The organism is Nonomuraea mangrovi (assembly GCF_042681425.1).
In the GTDB taxonomy this organism is placed as follows: domain Bacteria; phylum Actinomycetota; class Actinomycetes; order Streptosporangiales; family Streptosporangiaceae; genus Nonomuraea; species Nonomuraea mangrovi.
Genome location: NZ_JBHUFV010000047.1, coordinates 480,860 through 499,682 on the forward strand (window position 1 = coordinate 480,860; position 18,823 = coordinate 499,682).

Below are 18,823 nucleotides of genomic sequence, written 5' to 3' on the forward strand. Positions count from 1 at the left end.
CCATGTTCGGTTTTGGCGGCCCAGGGGTGAAGCGGCGGCGCGGCCCGCCTGGAGTCGCGGCCTAGAATGGCGCGCGTGCTGCGCTGGGCCAGGATCGCGACCTTGGCGACACTGGGCATGACCGTGATGGCGAGCCTCGTCATGCCCGGCATCGGCGTGTTACGCGAGCCCGACCCCCTGCGCGCGGCCCTCGGCGGGCTCGGCGTCACGCTGTTCACCGCCGCGCAGGCGGCCCTCTTCTACGCGGCCATCACCCCCTCCGTGCGCGGGCGCGTCCAGCGCCTGCTCTTCGCCGCGGCGACCGTGGCCTCCATCCCCCTGGCCGGCCCCCTGGCCGCGCCGGCGTGGGAGACATGGGCGTGGATCGGCGGCGCGGTGCTGGCCACGGCGCCGCTGGTGACGACCCGGCGATGGGCGTCCCTGGCGATCATGGCGGCCGCCACGGCCACCTCCGCGGGGGTGGCGCTGTGGGTGGGCGACCAGGTCCGCCTGTACGTCGTGATCACGCTCCTGCTCGGCCTTTCCACGCTCGCGGTCAGCGGCCTGCACGTGTGGCTCTGGAACCTGCTGCTCGAAGCGCACGAGGGCAGGGCCGCCCAGGCCAGGCTCGCCGCCGCGGAGGAGCGGCTGCGGTTCGCGCGCGACGTGCACGACCTGCTCGGTCACGACCTGTCGGTGATCGCGCTCAAGGCCGAGCTGGCCGAGCGGCTGATCACGCTCTCCCCCGAGCGGGCCGCGCGGGAGGCCGCGGACCTGCGCCGTCTGGCCGCCACCGCGCTCACCGACCTGCGCGCGGCCGTCAACGGCTACCGCGAGGTGGATCTGCCCGCCCAGCTCGCCGCCGTCGCCCAGGTGCTGCGCTCCTCCGGCGTGCGCTGCACGGTCGACGGTACGGCGGGCGAGCTGCCGCGGGAGAGCGCCGCCCACCTCGCCGTCGTGCTGCGCGAGGCGTCGACGAACGTCCTGCGGCACAGCAAGGCCGCCTGGTGCACGATCGAGATGGCGCGGGAGGCCGGCAGGGTGCGCATGACCGTGACGAACGACGGCGCGACGAACGACGGGGCAGGGCCCTCCACACCCGACCGCCACAGCTCGGGCCTGCGCGGACTGCGCGACCGGCTCGCGGAGGCGGGCGGCACGCTGCGCGCGCGGGCCGAGGGCGACGTGTTCACGCTGGAGGTGACGCTGTGATCAAGGTGCTGCTCGCCGACGACGAGGAGCTGATCAGGACGGCCCTGGCCGCGCTGCTGGGGCTCGAACCCGACCTCGAGGTCGTCGCCCAGGCCGCGGACGGCAGATCCGCCGTCGACCTCGCGCTGTCGCACCGCCCCGACGTGGCCGTGGTCGACCTGGAGATGCCCGCGCTCGGCGGGCTCGAGGTCAGCGCCGAGCTGGCCACCGCGCTGCCCTCGTGCGGGGTGGTGATCCTCACAGGGCACGGCAGGCCGCCGCTGCTCAAGCGGGCACTCGACGCGGGCGCGAAGGGCTTCCTGCCCAAGGGCTCGCCCGGCGGCGCGCTGGCCGAGGTGATCAGGCGGGTCCACGGTGGCGGCCGGTACGTGGATCCCGGTCTGGCAGCCGACGCCCTGACCGCCCCCGAGTGCCCGCTCACGCCGCGCGAGCTGGAGGTGCTGCGGCTGGCGGAGTTCGACACGCCGGTGGCGGTGATCGCCCGCCGTACGCATCTGTCGAACGGGACCGTCCGCAACTACCTGGCGGCGGCGGTCACCAAGCTCGGCACGTCAAACCGGGCGGAGGCCGTCAGGCTGGCTCGCGAGCACGGATGGCTGTAGGGCGGGCAGCCTCACGAGGAGCAGCGCGGAGGCCAGCACGAGCGCGGCGGCCGGCCACCACGCGCCGGCCGTGCCGAGACCGAGCGCGAGCGAGGCGAGCCCGAGGTTGGCCAGTCCCGCGCCCGCCTGGAGCGACATGGACGACACCGACGTCATGGTGGCGCGCTCGGCAGCGGTGACGCGCAGGTGGGTCAGCTCGGAGAGCAGCAGGGCGTTGATCGACAGCCCGGTGAACATGCCCGCGTAGGCGAGCCCCGCCGACACCAGCCCCGCCGCCCCTGTCAGCCCCGCGGTGGCGGCGAGCGCGGCCAGCGACAGCGCCGTCACCACGATGCCGGCCGCCGCGCCGCACACCGAGCCGCGCACCGTTCCGGCCACCGAGCCGCCCACCGTTCCGGCCACCGCGCCGCCCGCCGAGCCGCGCACCGTGCCGGACCCCGAGCCACCCGCCGAGCCGCCCAGGAGCACGGCGATCCTCGGGGCCAGCGCGCTGCCGAGGGCGCTGGCGGCGAAGCCGATCGCGGCGACGAAGGCGTAGGCGGTCGCGCCGGTCTCCGCCTCTCCCGTGAGCGCGGCCAGCCGTACCGGGGTCAGCAGTTCGACGGCCACCAGGGCCACACCGAAGACGGCCGCGATCGGCATCAGCCGCCGCAGCACGACGTCGAGCAGCGCCATGCGCAGCCCCGTGACCACGGTCGTGGGCACGGCCCTCAGGACCTCGCCGAGCCCGCGCCGCGCGTGCGGCGGCTCGGGCAGCGCGAAGAGCGCCACCACCAGCAGCAGGACCGCCGCGCCCGCGCCCATCGCGGGCGGTACGGCCAGCCCTCCCGGCACGACCGGCGGCACGAGGCCACCGGCGAGCGTGCCGCCGCACAGCGCCACGGACTCCATGGCGTGCCCCCTGGACAGCCCCGGCTTGAGGTCGGCGTCAGGGCCTTCGAGCGTGTGCAGGGTGTCGACGTACCACGCCTCCGCGGGCCCGCTGGACAGCGCCCTCGCCGCGCCCTTGAGCACCGCGCCGACCGCGAAGAGCAGGAAGGAGTCCGCCACGACCATCAGCGACAGCCCCGCTGCCGTGAAGGCCGCGGAGGCCGACAGCACGACCCTGCGTCCCACGACGTCGGCCAGCCCGCCCGTGGGCAGCTCGAGCGCGACGCTCACGGCGGAGTAGACCGCCATGACCGCACCGACCTGGGAGATGCTGAGCCCCCGCTCGGTCATGAGCAGCACCATCGGCGCCATCATCAGGCCGGGCGGCAGCCAGGTGAGCAGGCTGACGAGCATGTACCGGCGGCGCGCGGACAGGGGAGTCATCGCTTCCCCCTGGGAAAGGCCGTGGTGCCGAGGTGGACCTGCTCGGCGGAGGCGGCGTCGCCGCACCTGGCCTCGAGCTCGCGCTGCAGGTCCGCGACCCGCGCGAAGTACTCCTTCACCCCCTCCGGAGTGAGCCTGACCAGCGCGTCGCCCATGCCTGCCGCCTCGATCCACTCCGCGGGCCAGTCGTCCGCCTGGAACTCCTCCATCGAACGGACGATCGCCTCGATCTGGCGCAGTGCCATGATCGTGACGGCTTCCCTGCCTTCAGGGGTGGCCGACAGCTCGGCGGTGTTCCACTCGGTGTAGCGGTGGCGGGCGCGCCAGCGGCGTTCCCTGGCGTCGGGCGAGGGGTCCTCCTCGATGAAGCCGTACTTGGCCAGCTCGCGCAGGTGGTAGCTGGTCGAGCCTGAGCTCTCTCCCACCTTCCGCCCCAGCGCGCTGGCCGTGGCGGGCCCCTCCGCGCGCAGCAGACCGAGCAGCCTGACCCTGAGCGGGTGGGCGACGACCTTCAGCGTGCGCGGATCGCTGATGTGGAACGCCTCTTCCATGCCGCCCAGGCTAAATCGCAAAGAGTATTTTGCAAATACTAATTTGCGATCGATACCAGCACCGCGCCGAGCAGGACGAGGATGAACGCCAGCGGAACGAGCAGCGCGCCCAGCAGCATCAACTGGTAGACCAGGCCGTTCCACGGCTGCGGGGCCCGACCGAGCGCGCCCGGGGAGAAGGACCACACCGGGGCGCGGTACTCCACGGGAAGCGACTGGCCCTGCGCCACCCACACCTGGAGGTCGGCCTTGCCGACCTGGGGCGGCAGGATGCCGGGGATGTGCACGTGGAGGTGATGGGCGCCGGGCGCCACGGGGATCACGTTCCGCCCCCACGCGACAGGGACCGGGTAGCCGTTCAGCGTCACCACGGGCTTGAAGATGGCGAGACCGAAGACGGCCCAGTGGTACTTCAGGTCGAGGACGAGATGGTTCATACCAGGGTCCTTCTAGGCTGGGGAGATGATTGAAGACGTTCGCGTTGATCCTGAGATCTTCGAGCTGAGGCCCGACTTCGCCGTTCTGGTCATGACCGCGTACGGCCTGCGCAACGGTCCCGCGGACGACCGCTCGCGCGCGTGGCTCGAGGAGGCATCGTCGCATGCCGTACGGCAGGAGAAGATCGACCCATGGCGCGAGGCCTACCGGGCCTTCGGCGCCAAGCCGCAGCGGACCAGGCCCTCGGTCGACGCGCTGACCCGCCGGCTGCCCCTGCCCGAGATCAACCTCGTGGTCGACGCCTACAACTCCGTCAGCGTCAAGCACGTGCTCCCGATCGGCGGCGAGGACCTGCGCCACTACCAGGGCGCGGCGCACCTGATGCGGGCCGCGGGAGACGAGCCCTCAGAGGAGGCGCTCGGCACGCCCGACGCGGGCGAGGTGATCTGGCGCGACGACGCCGGCGTCACCTGCAGGCGCTGGAACTGGCGGCAGGTGGTGCGCACCAGGATCACCGAGGAGACCACCGACGCGCTCTTCCTCCTGGAAGGGCTCGAACCGCTCTCGCTGGAGGAGTTGAAGGAGGCCGGGGAGGAGCTGGCCGACCTACTGATTCGCATCACACCGGACATAAGGGTCGAAACCCGGCTCATTGTTAGCGGGAGGTAAAAACTCCCCCTGATCGTTGATACCGAATGGTAACAATGGCTGCACCCCCAGGAATGACTGGGGAGGCGTGACCACTTCGGACTCTCCTGAGAGGATCAGGCGGAGTGGTGTGGCCTCAAGGGCACACTCTGCCGGTCGAGGCGAGTAGCCTTGGACAGGTTCTCTATCATCAACGCCGATCTGCGGAAGAGGGCGATTTCCGCCGTGTCGTCTGAGTCGTCGCGGACAAACCCGCTGGCAAGCTTTGGGCAGAACGAATGGCTTGTCGACGAGCTGTACCAGAAGTATCTCCAGGACCCCGAGTCTGTAGACAAGGCTTGGTGGAACTTCTTCGCTGACTACAACCCTGACTATGGACCGGGCAGAACCCCGGCCAGGGAGGCGGCGAACGGCACAGCGACCGCGCCCGCCCCCGCTGCTCCTAAGGCCGCCGTGACTACCACCGCTACTGAGAAGCCCAAGGTCTCCACCCCCGTGCCCGCCGGCGCCGAAGAGGTCAAGCTCCGCGGCGCCGCGGCCCGCACGGCGGCGAACATGGACGCCTCGCTGGTCGTGCCGACGGCCACCAGCGTGAGGGCCATTCCCGCCAAGCTGCTCATCGACAACCGCATCGTGATCAACAATCACCTCGCGCGCGGTCGCGGCGGCAAGGTCTCCTTCACGCACCTGATCGGCTACGCCATCGTCAAGGCGCTGAAGACCATGCCGGAGATGAACTTCTCCTACGCCGAGGTCGACGGCAAGCCCACGCTGGTCAAGCCCGAACACGTCGGCTTCGGCCTGGCGATCGACGTCCAGAAGAGCAACGGCGAGCGCCAGCTCCTCGTGCCGTCGATCAAGGCCACCGAGGACATGGACTTCCGCCAGTTCTGGATGGCCTACGAGGACGTCGTCCGCAAGGCCCGCTCGGGCAAGCTCGGCGTCGACGACTTCGCCGGCACCACGATCTCGCTGACCAACCCCGGCACGATCGGCACCGTCCACTCGGTGCCGCGCCTGATGCCAGGACAGGGCACGATCATCGGCGTCGGCGCGATGGAGTACCCGGCCGAGTACCAGGGCGCCTCGCCCGACACGCTCTCGCGCCTGGCCGTCTCCAAGGTGATGACGCTCACCAGCACCTACGACCACCGGATCATCCAGGGCGCCCAGTCGGGCGACTTCCTGCGCACGATCCACCGGCTGCTGCTGGGCGAGGACGGCTTCTACGACGAGATCTTCGAGGCGCTCAGGATCCCGTACGAGCCGGTCCGCTGGACGCGGGACGTCTCGGCCTCCCACGACGACGACGTGGCCAAGTCCGCCCGCGTGATCGAGCTCATCCACGCCTACCGGGTTCGCGGCCACCTCATGGCCGAGACCGACCCACTGGAGTACAAGCAGCGCAAGCACCCCGACCTCGACATCCAGTCCCACGGCCTGACGCTGTGGGACCTGGAGCGCGAGTTCGCCACCGGCGGTTTCGGCGGCCGCCCGCTGATGAAGCTGCGCGAGATCCTCGGCGTGCTGCGTGACTCCTACTGCCGCACCGTCGGCATCGAGTACATGCACATCCAGAACCCGGAGGAGCGGGCCTGGATCCAGGCTCGGGTGGAGAAGCCCCACGCCAAGCCCGACCGCGAGGAGCAGCTCCACGTGCTCGCGCGCCTCAACACGGCGGAGGCGTTCGAGACCTTCCTGCAGACGAAGTTCGTCGGCCAGAAGCGCTTCTCCCTGGAGGGCGCCGAGTCCCTCATCCCGCTGCTCGACTCGGTCATCAGCGAGGCCGCGGGCGAGAACCTCGACGAGGTCGTCATCGGCATGGCCCACCGCGGCCGCCTCAACGTGCTGGCCAACATCGTGGGCAAGTCCTACGGCCAGATCTTCGGCGAGTTCGAGGGCAACATCGACCCGCGCACCGCCCACGGCTCCGGCGACGTGAAGTACCACCTGGGCGCCAGCGGCACCTTCACCGCGCCGACCGGCAAGACCATCGTCTCCTCCGTGGTCGCCAACCCCTCCCACCTGGAGGCGGTCGACCCGGTCCTCGAAGGCGTCGTGCGCGCCAAGCAGGACCTGCTGGAGCGCGGCGAGGAGGGCTTCTCGGTCCTGCCCGTGCTCGTCCACGGCGACGCCGCCTTCGCGGGCCAGGGCGTGGTGGCCGAGACGCTCAACCTGTCGCAGCTGCGCGGCTACCGCACCGGCGGAACCGTGCACATCGTGGTCAACAACCAGGTCGGCTTCACCACCTCGCCCGCCTCCTCGCGCAGCAGCGTCTACGCGACGGACGTGGCGCGGATGATCCAGGCGCCGATCTTCCACGTCAACGGCGACGACCCCGAGGCGGTCGTCCGCGTCGGCAGGCTGGCCTACGAGTACCGCCAGACCTTCCGCAAGGACGTCGTCATCGACATGGTCTGCTACCGCCGCCGCGGCCACAACGAGGGCGACAACCCGGCCTACACGCAGCCGCTGATGTACGACATCATCGACGCCAAGCGTTCGACCAGGAAGCTCTACACCGAGGCGCTGATCGGCCGCGGCGACATCACGGTCGAGGAGGCCGAGTCGGCGCTGCGCGACTACCAGGCGAAGCTGGAGCAGGCCTTCACCGAGGTCCGCGAGGCGGCCAAGCACCCGACCGACTCCGGCGAGCTCCAGGTGCGCGCCACCGAGGTCGTCAAGTGGTCCCACGCCGACACGCCGACGGCGATCTCCGACGAGACGCTGAAGCGCGTGGTCGACACCCAGCTCAACCTGCCCGAGGGCTTCACCCCTCACCCGCGTCTGGCGCCGATCATCCAGCGCCGCGGCCAGATGGTGGAGCAGGACAGCATCGACTGGGCCATGGGCGAGACCATCGCCTTCGGCTCGCTGCTCATCGACGGTCACCCCGTCCGGCTGGTCGGCCAGGACTCCCGCCGCGGCACGTTCGTCCAGCGCCACGCCGTGCTGGTCGACCGGCTCACCGGCGAGGACCACACGCCGCTCAAGACCTTCAACCAGGGCACGACGAAGTTCTACGTCTACGACTCGCTGCTGAGCGAGTACGCGGCGCTGGGCTTCGAGTACGGCTACAGCGTGGTCAGGCCGGACGCGCTCGTCGCGTGGGAGGCGCAGTTCGGCGACTTCGTCAACGGCGCCCAGACGATCATCGACGAGTTCATCTCCTCCGGTGAGCAGAAGTGGGGCCAGAAGTCCGGCGTCGTGCTGCTGCTGCCGCACGGCTACGAGGGTCAGGGCCCCGACCACTCCTCGGCCCGCATCGAGCGCTTCCTGCAGGTCTGCGCGCTCGACAACATGACCGTCGTGCAGCCGACCACCCCTGCCAACTACTTCCACCTGCTGCGCTGGCAGGTCGAGTCGGGCAGGCACAAGCCGCTGGTCGTCTTCACGCCCAAGTCGCTGCTGCGGCACAAGAAGGCGACCTCGAGCGCCGCCGAGTTCACCTCCGGCACCTTCCAGCCGGTCATCGGCGACACCACGGTCGACCCCGGCAAGGTCACCAAGGTCGTGCTGTGCTCCGGCAAGGTCTACTACGACCTCGCCGCGGCCCGCGAGAAGTCGCCCGCCGCCGACAACACGGCGATCGTCCGCATCGAGCGGCTCTACCCGTTCCCCGAGGACGAGCTCAACGCCGAGCTCGCCCGCTACAGCCCCACCGTGGAGCTGGTCTGGGCGCAGGACGAGCCGGTCAACATGGGGCCGTGGCCGTACCTCACGCTGAAGCTGGCGGAGAACCCCGACCTGTTCGGCGGTCGCCGCCTGCGCAGGGTCTCCCGCACGCCCAACAGCTCCCCCGCGACCGGCTCCCACGCCGCTCACGACAGGGAGCTGGAGGAGATCCAGCACGCGCTGTTCGGCTGACGTGACACCGAAACGCCCCGGCCTGTGTGACAGGCCGGGGCGTTCGGCTTCCCGGAGGGTGCCGGGGGTCTACCAGGCGAAGGGCAGGCCGTACTCCGCGTAGACCTTCTGCTGGAGCTTCCACGCCTGGGGCGCGTAGGCGGCGTAGAAGTCCTTACCGCAGGCCAGGTCTTCGAGCGCGGCCTTGACCTCCTTCTTCAGGTACGGCCTTGCCTGCGCGGGCGTCATGCTCGGGAACATGATCTTGGCGTTGGCCGGCGCGCGCACGCCCTGCTGACGAGCGACCTCCGTGCGCTCGTCGAGGAAGACCTTGCGCCCTCGCTCGGCCAGGTCCGTCGGCTTGGCGGGGGTGACCTTGAGGCAGGTGGCGAAGGACTTGCCCAGCTTGACCAGGTTCGCCGAGCCGTTCAGCTCGGTGTCGGCCAGCTTGTCGTAGGTGGCGTCGTGCTGTGCGGCGTAGTCCTCCCACGAGTCGACGTCCTTGCCGAGGACGGTCTTGACCGACTCGACGAAGCACTTGTCCTGGGCGGCCCTGTAGGCCTTGTGCTCCTTCTCTGGCAGCGCCAGGACGATCTTGTTGTTCGGGTGGTCCCTTCCTTCGTGGCTCTCGGGGTAGACGTGCCACGACCAGACGCCGAAGCCCTCCTTGGCCCGCTTGGCGCGCATGGCGGCGTAGTCGCCGTTGAGAGCCCTGCGGTCGGCGTCGCTCCTGGTGGCCTTCTCGATGTCGTCGGGCCGGTACTCCAGGCCCGCCGCCTTCATGCAGGAGAGCTGGGCCTGCTCCAGCTTGACCGCGTTGGCGTGGGCGGTGTCGTACTCGGGTGAGGGGGTGACGGCGACGGCCGCCACCAGCAGGGCGTTGATCAACAACATGGTGCGTGTTCTTCCTTACCTAGCAGGGAATCCGGAGTCGGGAAGCCTGAGGTGACGGCTCGGGCATCGCGTCGGCCGCCTCGACCCCGAGCAGGGCGGTGCCGGTGGCGGTGCCCCTGGGCACGACGTACGCGCGGCCGCCCGGGTTCTCTGTCCTGTCCTTGGTGACGACGTAGCGGATGCCGAGGTAGCGGTAGGTCTCCTTGTCGAAGACCAGCTCGGAGCGCATGGTCTCGTCCTCGGCCATGCCGACGGCCATGCCGGGCCTGCCCGCGGCGTCGGTGACGTCGGGGACGAGCGTGATGCCCTCCAGGCTCGACGCCACCTCGAACAGGGGCGCGGCCAGGCTGGGCCTGGCGGCCGACTTCTTGATCAGGTCGCTGATCGTCAGCCACAGCCGCAGGTGTCCTGGCTCTTCCTGCTGCGCGGCGACCTTCTCGATCCTGGCGCGCAGCGCGGCCACGTCGGTGGGCCACTCGCCGAGCCGCAGGTAGGAGAGCTCGTCGCCGGGGGTCTTGTCGCAGGAGGACTCGTAGACGCTCTCGTCGACGCCCGCCATTCCCGGTACGGAGGGAACAGGCCTGCTGCCCGGATAGGGGGCGACGCCCTTGGGCTCCTCCCTGACAAGCCACGGCTTACCCGGCTCCGCGGGCTCCCAGGTGTCCTCGGCGACCTTGATAGCCAGGTGGTCGACGCCGGTGCCGTCCTTGCGCCCGACCGTCATGTGCCGTGCGGCCACCGACCTGACATGGAGGTACTGCCCCGGCCTCAGCTTCAGCTCGGTCTGTTCCGACGCGGCGTCGGCCGCCCTCGCGAGCAGTTCCTGGGCGCTCGCGGGGGGCACCGCACCGGGGACGAGTTGGGTCGCCACGACGACGGCGGCCGCGACGGTGACGGCGGCCATGCCCTTGAACAGGGGGCCAGGCATCCTGACCGCGCTGCGGAGGATCCGGCGCGGCCCCCGCGCACGCCGGTCCTCCTGCCGGTCCTTCACATAGGCGCGCTCCATGAGGGCGCGGGAGCCGGCGAGGTCCGCCGCCGACCCGTCGGGCGTGCCCGCCCACAGGCGGCGCAGCGCGTCCATCTCATTCATCTCATCCATCGATGCCGTCCTTCCGTTCGGTGTCCTCCAGTGCCTGCCGGGCCTTCTTCCTGGCCCTGTTGAGCCGCGAGCGGACCGTCCCCACGGGGATGGCCAGCGCCCGCGCGACCTCCTCGTAGCTCAGTCCCACCCACGCGATCAGCAGCAGCACGTCGCGGTCGCCTGACCTCAGCCCGGCCAGCGCAGCGACCAGCGGCCGGTTCACCGTCAGCGTCGTCACGCCGTCCTCGACGAGGCCACCGGCGATCTCCATGGGGTCCACGCCGCCTCGTACGTAGGCGCGGTAGCGGGTGATCTCCTCCCTGCGGCGTTTGCCGATCACGTTGGAGGCGATGCCGTACAGCCATGGCGTGGCGTCGGGGTACTCCGGGTCGTACCGGCGGCGGTTCTGGAAGGCGGCCAGGAACGTCTCGGAGACGACGTCCTCGGCCGCGTCGGGGCCGAGCCGCCGCACGGCATATCCGTGCAGCCGTGGGGCGTGGCGGTCGAACACCGCGGCGAACGCCTCGGGTTCCTGCCACGACCGCCGGATCAGCTCGGCGTCGGCGACCTCGAGGGTCGCGGCGGGCTGGGGCATAAAGTGCCTTTCGGTCCGGGATGGGGCGAACGCCTGTACTTACCGGCCCGCGCGCAAAAGGTTCATGGCGGGCGGAGGCGCAGGCAGAGCAGTCGTGGCCGCTCGTTAGAGTTACCTCACGGTCGCGAGACCGCCTCGACCGAGTGAACAGGAGAGAGATGTACTTCACCGACCGGGGGATCGAGGAGCTCGTCGAGCGTCGCGGCGAGGAGGAGGTCAGCATCCTCTGGCTGGGCGAGCGGCTGCGCGAGTTCGTCGACCTCAACCCCGACTTCGAGACGCCGATCGAGCGCCTGGCCACGTGGCTGGCGCGCCACGAGTCCGACGACGACGAGTGACGCCTGGTTCTCGATACGCCAAACGCGATACATCTTGATGTTTCGCGAAACGCGACATATCGTGTCTTGTGTCGGACGTGTCGGGAACGAAGGACGGAACCATGTCACAGTGGACGATCGAGAGCCCCCAGCAGCTCACGTTCGACGCCGTGCGCGCGCTCAACGTGCGCGTGGTAGCAGGACGGCTGGCCGTCCTGGCCAGCGAAGGACCACCGACGCTCGAGGTCGCCGAGATCGACTCCTCGCCGCTGATCGTCACCCATGACGAGGACGGCACGCTCACCGTCGCCTACAAGGACCTCACGTGGGACGGCCTGCTCGGCTGGCTCAAGCGGTCCGGCAAGCGCGCGACCACTCTGACGATCACCGTTCCCAAGGACTGCCCGCTCAGCGTCGGCGTCGTCTCCGCCTCGGCCGTCGTCGCCGGGTTCGAGCGCCGCACCAACGTCCGCAGCGTCTCCGGCGAGATCGTCCTGGACGGCGTCAGCGGCGACGTCAACGCCGAGACAGTCTCCGGTGACGTCGAGAGCAGGGCGATGGAGGGCGACCTGGCGTTCAAGAGCGTGTCGGGCGACCTGGCGGTCGCGGGCGGCACGCCGAGAAGGCTGCGTGCCAACACGATCTCCGGCCGCATCACCGCCGACCTGGCCCTGCGCCCGACGGGCCACGTCACGTTGACCAGCGTCTCCGGCGACATCCTGGTCCGCCTGCCGTACGACGTGGAGAGCGATGTCATGATCCGCTCCACGACCGGGCGCCTGGACTCGGCCTTCGATGAGCTGCGCTCGAGCGGCCGTCCAGCGACCAAGTCGCTGTCAGGAAGGTTGGGTGGTGGAATGGCCTCTCTCACGGCCAACACCGTCTCGGCCGATGTCACGCTGCTCAAGGGGGAGAAGGAATGAGCCCGGTGTTCGGCCACGGAAGGCTCCGCCTGTACCTGCTCAAGCTGCTGGAGGAGAGCCCCCGCCACGGCTACGAGGTGATCAGGCTGCTCCAGGACCGCTTCCTCGGCGTCTACTCCCCCTCGCCCGGCACGATCTACCCGCGACTGGCCAGGCTGGAGGAGGAGGGCCTGGTCACGCACGAGTTGGTCGACGGCAAGAAGGTCTTCTCGATCACCGACAAGGGCCGCGCCGAGCTCAACTCCCGCCTGGACGAGCTGGCCGACCTCGAGCAGGAGATCACCGACTCGGTCCGCGACATCGCCCGCGAGGTGAAGGAGGACGTCCGCGAGACGGTCAAGACGCTCCGCGAGGAGCTGACCGCGATGGCCAAGGACGTCAAGAGAGGCGGCCGCGACGAGGCCCGCCGCATCCGCGAGCAGCAGAAGGCCGACGTGCTGCGGATCAAGGAGCAGCAGAAGCGCCAGTGGATGGAGCACGCCGCCCAGTGGCAGAGCCAGGGTGAGCGGCTGAGCAAGGAGTGGCGCCGCGTCTGGACCCAGGTGTGGAGTGACCTCGGCGGCCCCTCCGACGACACCACGCCCGACAACAGGGCGGAGCTCGACGCCGAGCTCGGCGAGCTGCTGGCCGACTTCGTCGCCAAGGTGCGCGAGGAGGCCTCGGAGAGCCGCCTCACCCGCGAGACGCTGTCGGACTGCAGAGAGGCACTCGACGAGGCCGCGGAGCGGATCCGCGACTCGCTACGCGGATAGCAGCTCCCGCCGGTCGCGCGCGGCCCGCCTGGCCCGGTAGGCGATCGGCATGTAGCGGACCCGCTCGGGCAGGCGAGGCGTCAGCGCCGCGACCGCCCGCCCGAGCCGCCGCAGCCGCCGCTCGTCCTTCTGCGACCAGTGGAGCCCGAGCACCTCCCGTACGGCGGGCGGCAGGGTTCCGACGGTGACGAAGGAGTTGAACTCGCCCGACCCCATCCCCACGGGCCGCCAGATCCCGCGCAGCGGCCTGGGCACCATCGGTGGCGCGGGCGTGCCGCGCATGGTGGCCAGCACCTCGAGCGCCGTCGGATGCGCTTCGAGCCGCTCGGCGACCATCCGGTCGAAGTAGGGCCAGAAGTCGTCCAGTGTCGGCGGCACCTCCCGTTCCGGCACCCGCAGGATGCGCCCGAGCTGCCGCGACTCGGCGTACAGCCGGCGCTCCTTCTCCCTGGAGTACGGCGTGCCGAAGTAGCGGTTGAGCACGACGAAGCGCTCGAACAGCGTGAGATGCACCCAGGCGTAGGCCTCGCCGTTGAGCGCGTGGTAGGAGCGGCCCCGCTCGTCGGTGCCGCTGATCCGGGAGTGGATCTCCCGCAGCCGCAGTCCCTCGCGCTCGGCTTCGGGGCCGCCGTACACCCACTTCTGGACGGAGGTCAGGGTGCGGGTGAGCCGTCCCCACGGGTCCTGCCTGTAGGTGGAGTGCTCGGCCACGGCCGCGCCCACGGCGGGGTGCATCGTCTGGAGGACGAGCGCGCTGCCCGCCACGAGGAGGTTGCGGTATTCGCCTGCGGTGTCCCAATGAATCGTGCCGGGACGGAACGGCTCCATGGGTCATGACCTCCCGGGTGATACATCTTCTCTCCCTTTGTATCACCCGGGAGACGGCGAAGTAACCCGTCACTTATCTCAGAGCGTGAACACGACCTTCCCGAACAACTCGCCCTCGTGCATCGCGGCGAACCCCTCACGCGCCTCGGCCATCGGCATCGACCTGTCGATGAGCGGGCGTACGCCGGTCTGCTCCAGGAAGACCGCCAGGCGACCGAGCTGGTCGCGGGTGCCCATCGTCGAGCCGACCACCGACAGCTGCAGGAAGAAGACCCTGTTCAGGTCGGCGGGCGGCACCGCCCCGCTGGTCGCGCCCGACACGACGATCCGTCCCCCAGGGCGCAGCGACTTCAGCGAGTGGTCCCACGTGGCCTGGCCCACGGTCTCCATCACGGCGTCGACCCGCTCCGGCAGCCTGGCCCCCGGCTCGAAGACCTGGTCGGCTCCCAGCTCGAGCGCCCTCTGCCGCTTCTCCTCCGAGCGGGACGTGGCCCACACCCTGAACCCGCCCGCCCTGCCGAGCGCGATCACCGCGGTGGCGACCCCGCCGCCCGAGCCCTGGACGAGCACGGTCGAGCCGGGCTGGAGCCCTGCCTTGTCGAACAGCATCCGGTAGGCGGTCAGCCACGCCGTCGGCAGGCACGCGGCCTCCTCGAAGCTCAGCACCGACGGCTTGGGCACCAGGTTGCGGCGCGGCACCGCCACCTTCTCCGCGAACGTGCCGTCGTGGACCTCCGACAGCAGCGACCGCTTGGGGTCGAGCGTCTCGTCGGCGCCCTGGCCGATGACGGAGTGGACGATGACCTCGTTGCCCTCCTCGTCCACGCCCGCCGCGTCGCAGCCGAGCACGATCGGCAGCCGGTCCTGGCGGATGCCGACGCCCTTGAGCGTCCACAGGTCGTGGTGGTTGAGCGCGGCGGCCTTCACGGACACCGTGGTCCAGCCGTCCGGGGCCTTCGGATCTGGATGCTCACCGAGCGTCAGCCCGGCCAGCGGGTTGTCGGGATCGGTCTGTGTAGCGGTAACGGCGAACATGGCCGCACCCTACTCGGTGAGCTTCACCTTGATCCCCAGCAGCGCCGTCCGAACGAACGCCTCCTTCCCCGCCGCGGAGACGAACACGTCCCCCCTGCACACCCCGTCGGTGTAGGTGGCGTTCCACCGGAGCTCGGGCGGGATGCCGCTGTTGCGCCGGCAGTCACGGGTCAGCACCAGCGACACCAGCTCGCTGCGCCCGTCGCCGAACAGCAGGCCGGGGCCCGCGGGCTCGCCGCCGAGCCGGTCGCCCGGCTTGGACAGGTGGACGGGGTCCTTGGCCGACAGCACGAGATAGCCGTCGCGCGTCTCCTTGCCCTTGAGCGACCTGGCCCACTCCATGCGCTGCTCGAAGGTCAGCCCGTCGCGGCTGTCCTGCAACGCGATCCGCCACCTGCCGAAAGCGAAGATCAGCAGCTGCCCGTCGCGGCCGGACCACAGGGAGACGTCACCGGTCATGCTCCTGATCCACGTGGTGCCCCGGGGCACGCCGCCGACGGGCGCGTAGAGCTTGCGGAACATCGCCCGCTCCCCGCTGATCCACGCGCCCTGGTAGGGCCTGGACCCCCTGTCGCCGAGCCGGAGCGCCGCGGGGTAGCGGACCCGGGCCTTCGTCCCGTCGGGGAACACCACGTCGATGGTCTCCTCGTCGCCGGTCGTCCTCGGACCGGCGCGCAGGATGTTGGGTACGCTCGCCTGCTCTCCCGTCGCCTCGCCCCGTCCGTCGCCCGTCCCCGGCCCGGTCGTGGCGGCCTGCGGGGCCCTGCCCGCCTGCTGCTCTCCAGGGTTCCTGCTGATCAGCAGGCTGACGGCGGGGACGGCGAGGACGGCGGCCAGGACCACGATGCCGATCCATCGCCTGCGCCTGGGAGTGCCTGCCTCTATGACGTCACGCACACCTTTATTCAGGTGACCTCACGCCGCTTCACGCAAGACCTCGGGCGTGATCCGTTCACCAGACCGCGGTGTTGACCTTCCCGTCGGTCGTCAGGCGCACCGCCTGGCCCACCAGCTGCCTGTCCATGGCGTCGGCCAGCAGGTCCGCCTGCCGTACCCACGCGTGGGCACGCCCGCCTTCGGGCAGGTCGACCACGAGCAGCCCCTTCGACGGCGACCCGTCGCGCTCGTGCGCGACCGTGTACCCGGCGACCGTCGCCGCGCCCTCGTGGACGGGCACGATCGGGACCGGCGGCGCGGTGTGGACGGGCTCGGCGGTGCCGCGCGTCCCGCCCGGCACGCTGGACCACACGGCGTAGGCGTGCTTGGTCAGGTGCATGCCCACCCCGCTGACCAGGCCGTGCCCGCCGTCCCTCAGCACCCCCGCCATCGTCGCCGTCGAGTGCAGGACGTAGCCGCTGGCCGGCCCGCCCGCGTACGGCAGGCCACCGGTGACCGTCAGCCCCCTCCGATCCAGCGGGTCCAGCTTGAGTGCGTCGCACGCCATCCGCAGCGCGACGGCGAAGCAGCTGTAGAGGTCCAGCGCGACCATGTCGTCCAGGGACAGGCCCGCCCGCGAGAACGCCGCGCCCGCCGCCGCGCCGAGCGCGACCGAGGAGCCGAGCGAGGGCCTGGCCGCCACCTCCCACGTGTCCTCCGCGTACGCCCACCCTCTCAGGTAGGTCCGCTGGTCGCGGGGCACGCCGAGCCGGTCGGCCAGCCCGGTGCCGACCAGCACGAGCGCCGCCGCCTGATCCACCTCCATGACCGCGACGGTCTTCTTCGTGTACGGCCAGCCGACGAAGCGGTTGCCGGGCCCCGGCGTCACGAGCTCGTCGGATGACAGCACGGCACGGTGCCAGGCGTGCGGGTTGACCGCGGCGACCTCGGTGAACGGGGCGAACAGCTCACCGCGTGAGGCCCGCTCCTCGGCGATTCCCTCGCGCCGGGCGGTCTCCATGATCGCGTAGGTGTGCACGGGCAGGAAGAGCTCGTGCGCCAGCTCGGCCTGGTGCGGCCCCCTCTCCCACCCGTAGGGCGGCTTGGGATCGGCGGGATGGCTCCACGTCACGTGCTCGCCCGCCTTGCGGTAGGCGCGCCTGGTTGCCAGCGCCTCGGCGCCCACGACCAGCGCCGCGTCCATCTCCCCCGCGGCGATCCTGCCTGCCGCCTCGCCGATGAGCAGGTGCGGCGCAGTACCGCCGACCCTGGAGTAGGCCCTGTGCCGCGGAGCGGCGCCGAGCCGCTCGGCCAGGCGCGCCACGGGGTCGTCGTACTGCCACGAGTCGGTGTAGACGATCTGGACGGAGTCGAGGCGGGCGCCGCCCAGCCGCGCCTCGGCCAGCGCCTGCCGCGCGACCGTCTCCCACAGCAGCAGCGGCTCGGGTCCCGGTTGGTCGCGAACGGTGAGCTGGGCGGCTCCGACGAGGCAGGGGGTGCGTGGATCCATAACGCCGATATAACCAGAGCAATGTTCGGTATGTAAAGGCTGGGACATTTGTTAATGGTGTTGCCAGCGATATTCGACACCGTCGTCCACCTGCGGAAATACCATTCTTGAATACATGCGAATTGGTTATTTCAATAACGGAATGGAACCGTCCCAGACTTTTTCGCGTCGTTTCCTGGTTCACGCCTTGCGCCATTCAGTAGCGTCCTCAACGTTTTCCTGGCCCACCGGGGCACCGTTCCCCGCTCTGGGCCGCCGAGAACCGGAAGGAGCTCCATGTTTTCCCGAGCAAGGCGCCTCACGGTCGGCGTCGCGGCCATCGGAATGGCCGCGGGTCTGATCAGCGCGACCGCGGCCGAGGCCGCGGCCCCCAGCGATGTCGTCTCCAAGGACGCGGCCACCTCAGCAGCCAGCGCCATCGCGTTCTGGACGCCGGACAAGCTCCGCGCGGCCACCGACATCAACGACGACCTGTCCATGGACGTGAGGGGCGCGAAGGGCACCAACTCCACCCCTGACGGCCCGCCCGGATCCGTCCCGCCGATCGGCCAGGAGAAGGCCAAGGCCACCAAGACCAAGCAGGTCAACCTGCCGAACACGGTCGGCCGCATCTTCTTCACGCTGCCCGGCGCCAACGAGAACGACAGCAGGAGTTGGAAGTACTGCTCAGGCACCTCGGTGCAGGGCAAGTACCGCAACCTCGTCGCCACGTCGGCCCACTGTGTCTACGACGTCAAGCACAACGTCTTCTACGACAACTGGGTGTTCATCCCGTCGTACTGGGACGGCAACAACAAGTGGGACGGCAAAACCCCCTACGGCATTTACGCCGCCAAGACGTTCAACGCTCACGACGACTTCGTCGTGAAGGAGGACTACGACTACGACTACTCCTTCGTCAACGTCTACAACGGCTTCAAGCCGCAGTGGGAGAAGGACAGCAAGGGCGTCTGGCACGTCGTCAAGAAGAACGTCGGCAGGCTCGGCGACAACGTCGGCGGTCAGGGCTTCACCTGGAACCGCAGCACCAAGGCCACCGTGTTCTCCTTCGGCTACCCGGCAGGCGAGCACCCCGACGGTGACAAGCCCTTCACCGGCAAGACCATGAAGTGGTGCTACGGCACGACGGCCGCCATGCCGCCCGCGCCGAAGTTCCGCATCGAGGAGCACATCGGCTTCAAGTGCTCCTTCACCGCCGGCGCCAGCGGAGGACCGTTCCTGTACAACTACAAGAACTCCAGCAGGACCGGCTACCTCATCGGTGTCAACAGCGTCGCCTGGGACACCGACGGCAACGACCGCTACGACCGCATCTCCTCGCCGTACTTCAACGGCGACACCTACAAGGTGTACAAGGCCGCCGCCAACCGCTGGAGCGGCAACCAGCCCGGCTAGACATCGAGGGCAGCACCTGCCACC

The 18,823-nt window shown here is 70.1% G+C and carries 18 protein-coding genes; 8 read left to right on the plus strand and 10 right to left on the minus strand.

Going from position 1 to position 18,823, the window contains the following annotated elements; translation table 11 throughout:
• The first annotated feature begins 75 nt into the window (after positions 1–75).
• Together ACFSKW_RS32305 and ACFSKW_RS32310 are read left to right on the plus strand one after the other, a co-directional pair.
• A complete protein-coding gene (locus ACFSKW_RS32305; protein WP_379576257.1) occupies positions 76–1,191 on the plus strand; it encodes a sensor histidine kinase in 1,116 nt (371 codons plus the stop codon).
• Positions 1,188–1,793 carry a response regulator transcription factor gene (locus tag ACFSKW_RS32310; RefSeq protein ID WP_379576258.1) on the plus strand — a complete coding sequence of 202 codons (606 nt, stop codon included), beginning with the start codon at positions 1,188–1,190 and terminating at the stop codon, positions 1,791–1,793. Before ACFSKW_RS32305 ends, ACFSKW_RS32310 begins: the two co-directional genes overlap by 4 nt.
• Here ACFSKW_RS32310 and ACFSKW_RS32315 read toward each other — a convergent pair.
• From ACFSKW_RS32315 to ACFSKW_RS32325, 3 genes are read right to left on the minus strand one after another with little or no spacing between them, the layout of a single operon-like run.
• Positions 1,743–3,107, minus strand: coding sequence for an MFS transporter (locus tag ACFSKW_RS32315; protein WP_379576259.1), 1,365 nt, complete (start codon positions 3,105–3,107; stop codon positions 1,743–1,745). The genes ACFSKW_RS32310 and ACFSKW_RS32315 overlap by 51 nt on opposite strands.
• A complete protein-coding gene (locus ACFSKW_RS32320; protein WP_379576260.1) occupies positions 3,104–3,658 on the minus strand; it encodes a helix-turn-helix domain-containing protein in 555 nt (184 codons plus the stop codon). The genes ACFSKW_RS32315 and ACFSKW_RS32320 overlap by 4 nt, the downstream gene beginning before the upstream one ends.
• Before the next feature lie 38 nt (positions 3,659–3,696).
• Complete coding sequence (locus ACFSKW_RS32325; RefSeq protein WP_379576261.1) at positions 3,697–4,095, minus strand: hypothetical protein; 399 nt, start codon at positions 4,093–4,095, stop codon at positions 3,697–3,699.
• A gap of 25 nt (positions 4,096–4,120) precedes the next feature.
• Here ACFSKW_RS32325 and ACFSKW_RS32330 point away from each other — a divergent pair, with 25 nt between their 5' ends.
• Positions 4,121–4,765, plus strand: a complete 645-nt coding sequence (locus ACFSKW_RS32330) for a B3/B4 domain-containing protein (RefSeq protein ID WP_379576262.1) — start codon at positions 4,121–4,123, stop codon at positions 4,763–4,765.
• Positions 4,766–4,969: 204 nt separating this feature from the next.
• Positions 4,970–8,611 (plus strand): multifunctional oxoglutarate decarboxylase/oxoglutarate dehydrogenase thiamine pyrophosphate-binding subunit/dihydrolipoyllysine-residue succinyltransferase subunit, encoded by a 3,642-nt coding sequence (locus ACFSKW_RS32335; protein WP_379576263.1) that lies wholly within the window; start codon positions 4,970–4,972, stop codon positions 8,609–8,611.
• 69 nt (positions 8,612–8,680) lie between these two features.
• Here ACFSKW_RS32335 and ACFSKW_RS32340 read toward each other — a convergent pair whose 3' ends face one another.
• The 3 genes from ACFSKW_RS32340 to ACFSKW_RS32350 are packed head-to-tail and all read right to left on the minus strand — an operon-like array spanning position 8,681 to position 11,163.
• Positions 8,681–9,484 (minus strand): hypothetical protein, encoded by an 804-nt coding sequence (locus ACFSKW_RS32340; protein ID WP_379576264.1) that lies wholly within the window; start codon positions 9,482–9,484, stop codon positions 8,681–8,683.
• Positions 9,485–9,503: 19 nt separating this feature from the next.
• The gene (locus ACFSKW_RS32345) at positions 9,504–10,586 is read right to left on the minus strand and encodes a CU044_5270 family protein (protein WP_379576265.1); all 1,083 of its coding nucleotides are present in this window, start codon (positions 10,584–10,586) and stop codon (positions 9,504–9,506) included.
• A complete protein-coding gene (locus ACFSKW_RS32350) occupies positions 10,579–11,163 on the minus strand; it encodes an RNA polymerase sigma factor (RefSeq protein ID WP_379576266.1) in 585 nt (194 codons plus the stop codon). Before ACFSKW_RS32350 ends, ACFSKW_RS32345 begins: the two co-directional genes overlap by 8 nt.
• Positions 11,164–11,321: 158 nt before the next feature.
• Between ACFSKW_RS32350 and ACFSKW_RS32355 the strand changes: the two genes are divergently transcribed.
• From ACFSKW_RS32355 to ACFSKW_RS32365, 3 genes are all read left to right on the plus strand, one after another.
• Positions 11,322–11,501 (plus strand): DUF6104 family protein, encoded by a 180-nt coding sequence (locus tag ACFSKW_RS32355; RefSeq protein WP_379576335.1) that lies wholly within the window; start codon positions 11,322–11,324, stop codon positions 11,499–11,501.
• A gap of 101 nt (positions 11,502–11,602) precedes the next feature.
• Entirely contained in the window at positions 11,603–12,403 is an 801-nt protein-coding gene (locus ACFSKW_RS32360; RefSeq protein ID WP_379576267.1) for a DUF4097 family beta strand repeat-containing protein, read from the plus strand.
• Positions 12,400–13,155 carry a PadR family transcriptional regulator gene (locus tag ACFSKW_RS32365; RefSeq protein WP_379576268.1) on the plus strand — a complete coding sequence of 252 codons (756 nt, stop codon included), beginning with the start codon at positions 12,400–12,402 and terminating at the stop codon, positions 13,153–13,155. The genes ACFSKW_RS32360 and ACFSKW_RS32365 overlap by 4 nt, the downstream gene beginning before the upstream one ends.
• Here the strand turns inward: ACFSKW_RS32365 and ACFSKW_RS32370 are convergent.
• The 4 genes from ACFSKW_RS32370 to ACFSKW_RS32385 form a co-directional block, all read right to left on the minus strand.
• Entirely contained in the window at positions 13,144–13,983 is an 840-nt protein-coding gene (locus tag ACFSKW_RS32370) for an oxygenase MpaB family protein (RefSeq protein WP_379576269.1), read from the minus strand. The two genes, ACFSKW_RS32365 and ACFSKW_RS32370, sit on opposite strands and share 12 nt — an antisense overlap.
• A gap of 78 nt (positions 13,984–14,061) precedes the next feature.
• Positions 14,062–15,018: a zinc-binding dehydrogenase gene (locus ACFSKW_RS32375; protein ID WP_379576270.1), complete on the minus strand. Its 957-nt coding sequence runs from the start codon at positions 15,016–15,018 to the stop codon at positions 14,062–14,064.
• Between the two features lie 9 nt (positions 15,019–15,027).
• Positions 15,028–15,915, minus strand: coding sequence for a hypothetical protein (locus tag ACFSKW_RS32380; RefSeq protein ID WP_379576271.1), 888 nt, complete (start codon positions 15,913–15,915; stop codon positions 15,028–15,030).
• Positions 15,916–15,970: 55 nt separating this feature from the next.
• Positions 15,971–17,404, minus strand: a complete 1,434-nt coding sequence (locus ACFSKW_RS32385; RefSeq protein ID WP_379576272.1) for an acetyl-CoA synthetase — start codon at positions 17,402–17,404, stop codon at positions 15,971–15,973.
• 276 nt (positions 17,405–17,680) lie between these two features.
• On the opposite strand from ACFSKW_RS32385, the gene ACFSKW_RS32390 reads away from it, so the two are divergent.
• Positions 17,681–18,799 carry a trypsin-like serine peptidase gene (locus ACFSKW_RS32390; RefSeq protein WP_379576273.1) on the plus strand — a complete coding sequence of 373 codons (1,119 nt, stop codon included), beginning with the start codon at positions 17,681–17,683 and terminating at the stop codon, positions 18,797–18,799.
• The last annotated feature ends 24 nt before the right edge of the window (positions 18,800–18,823 follow it).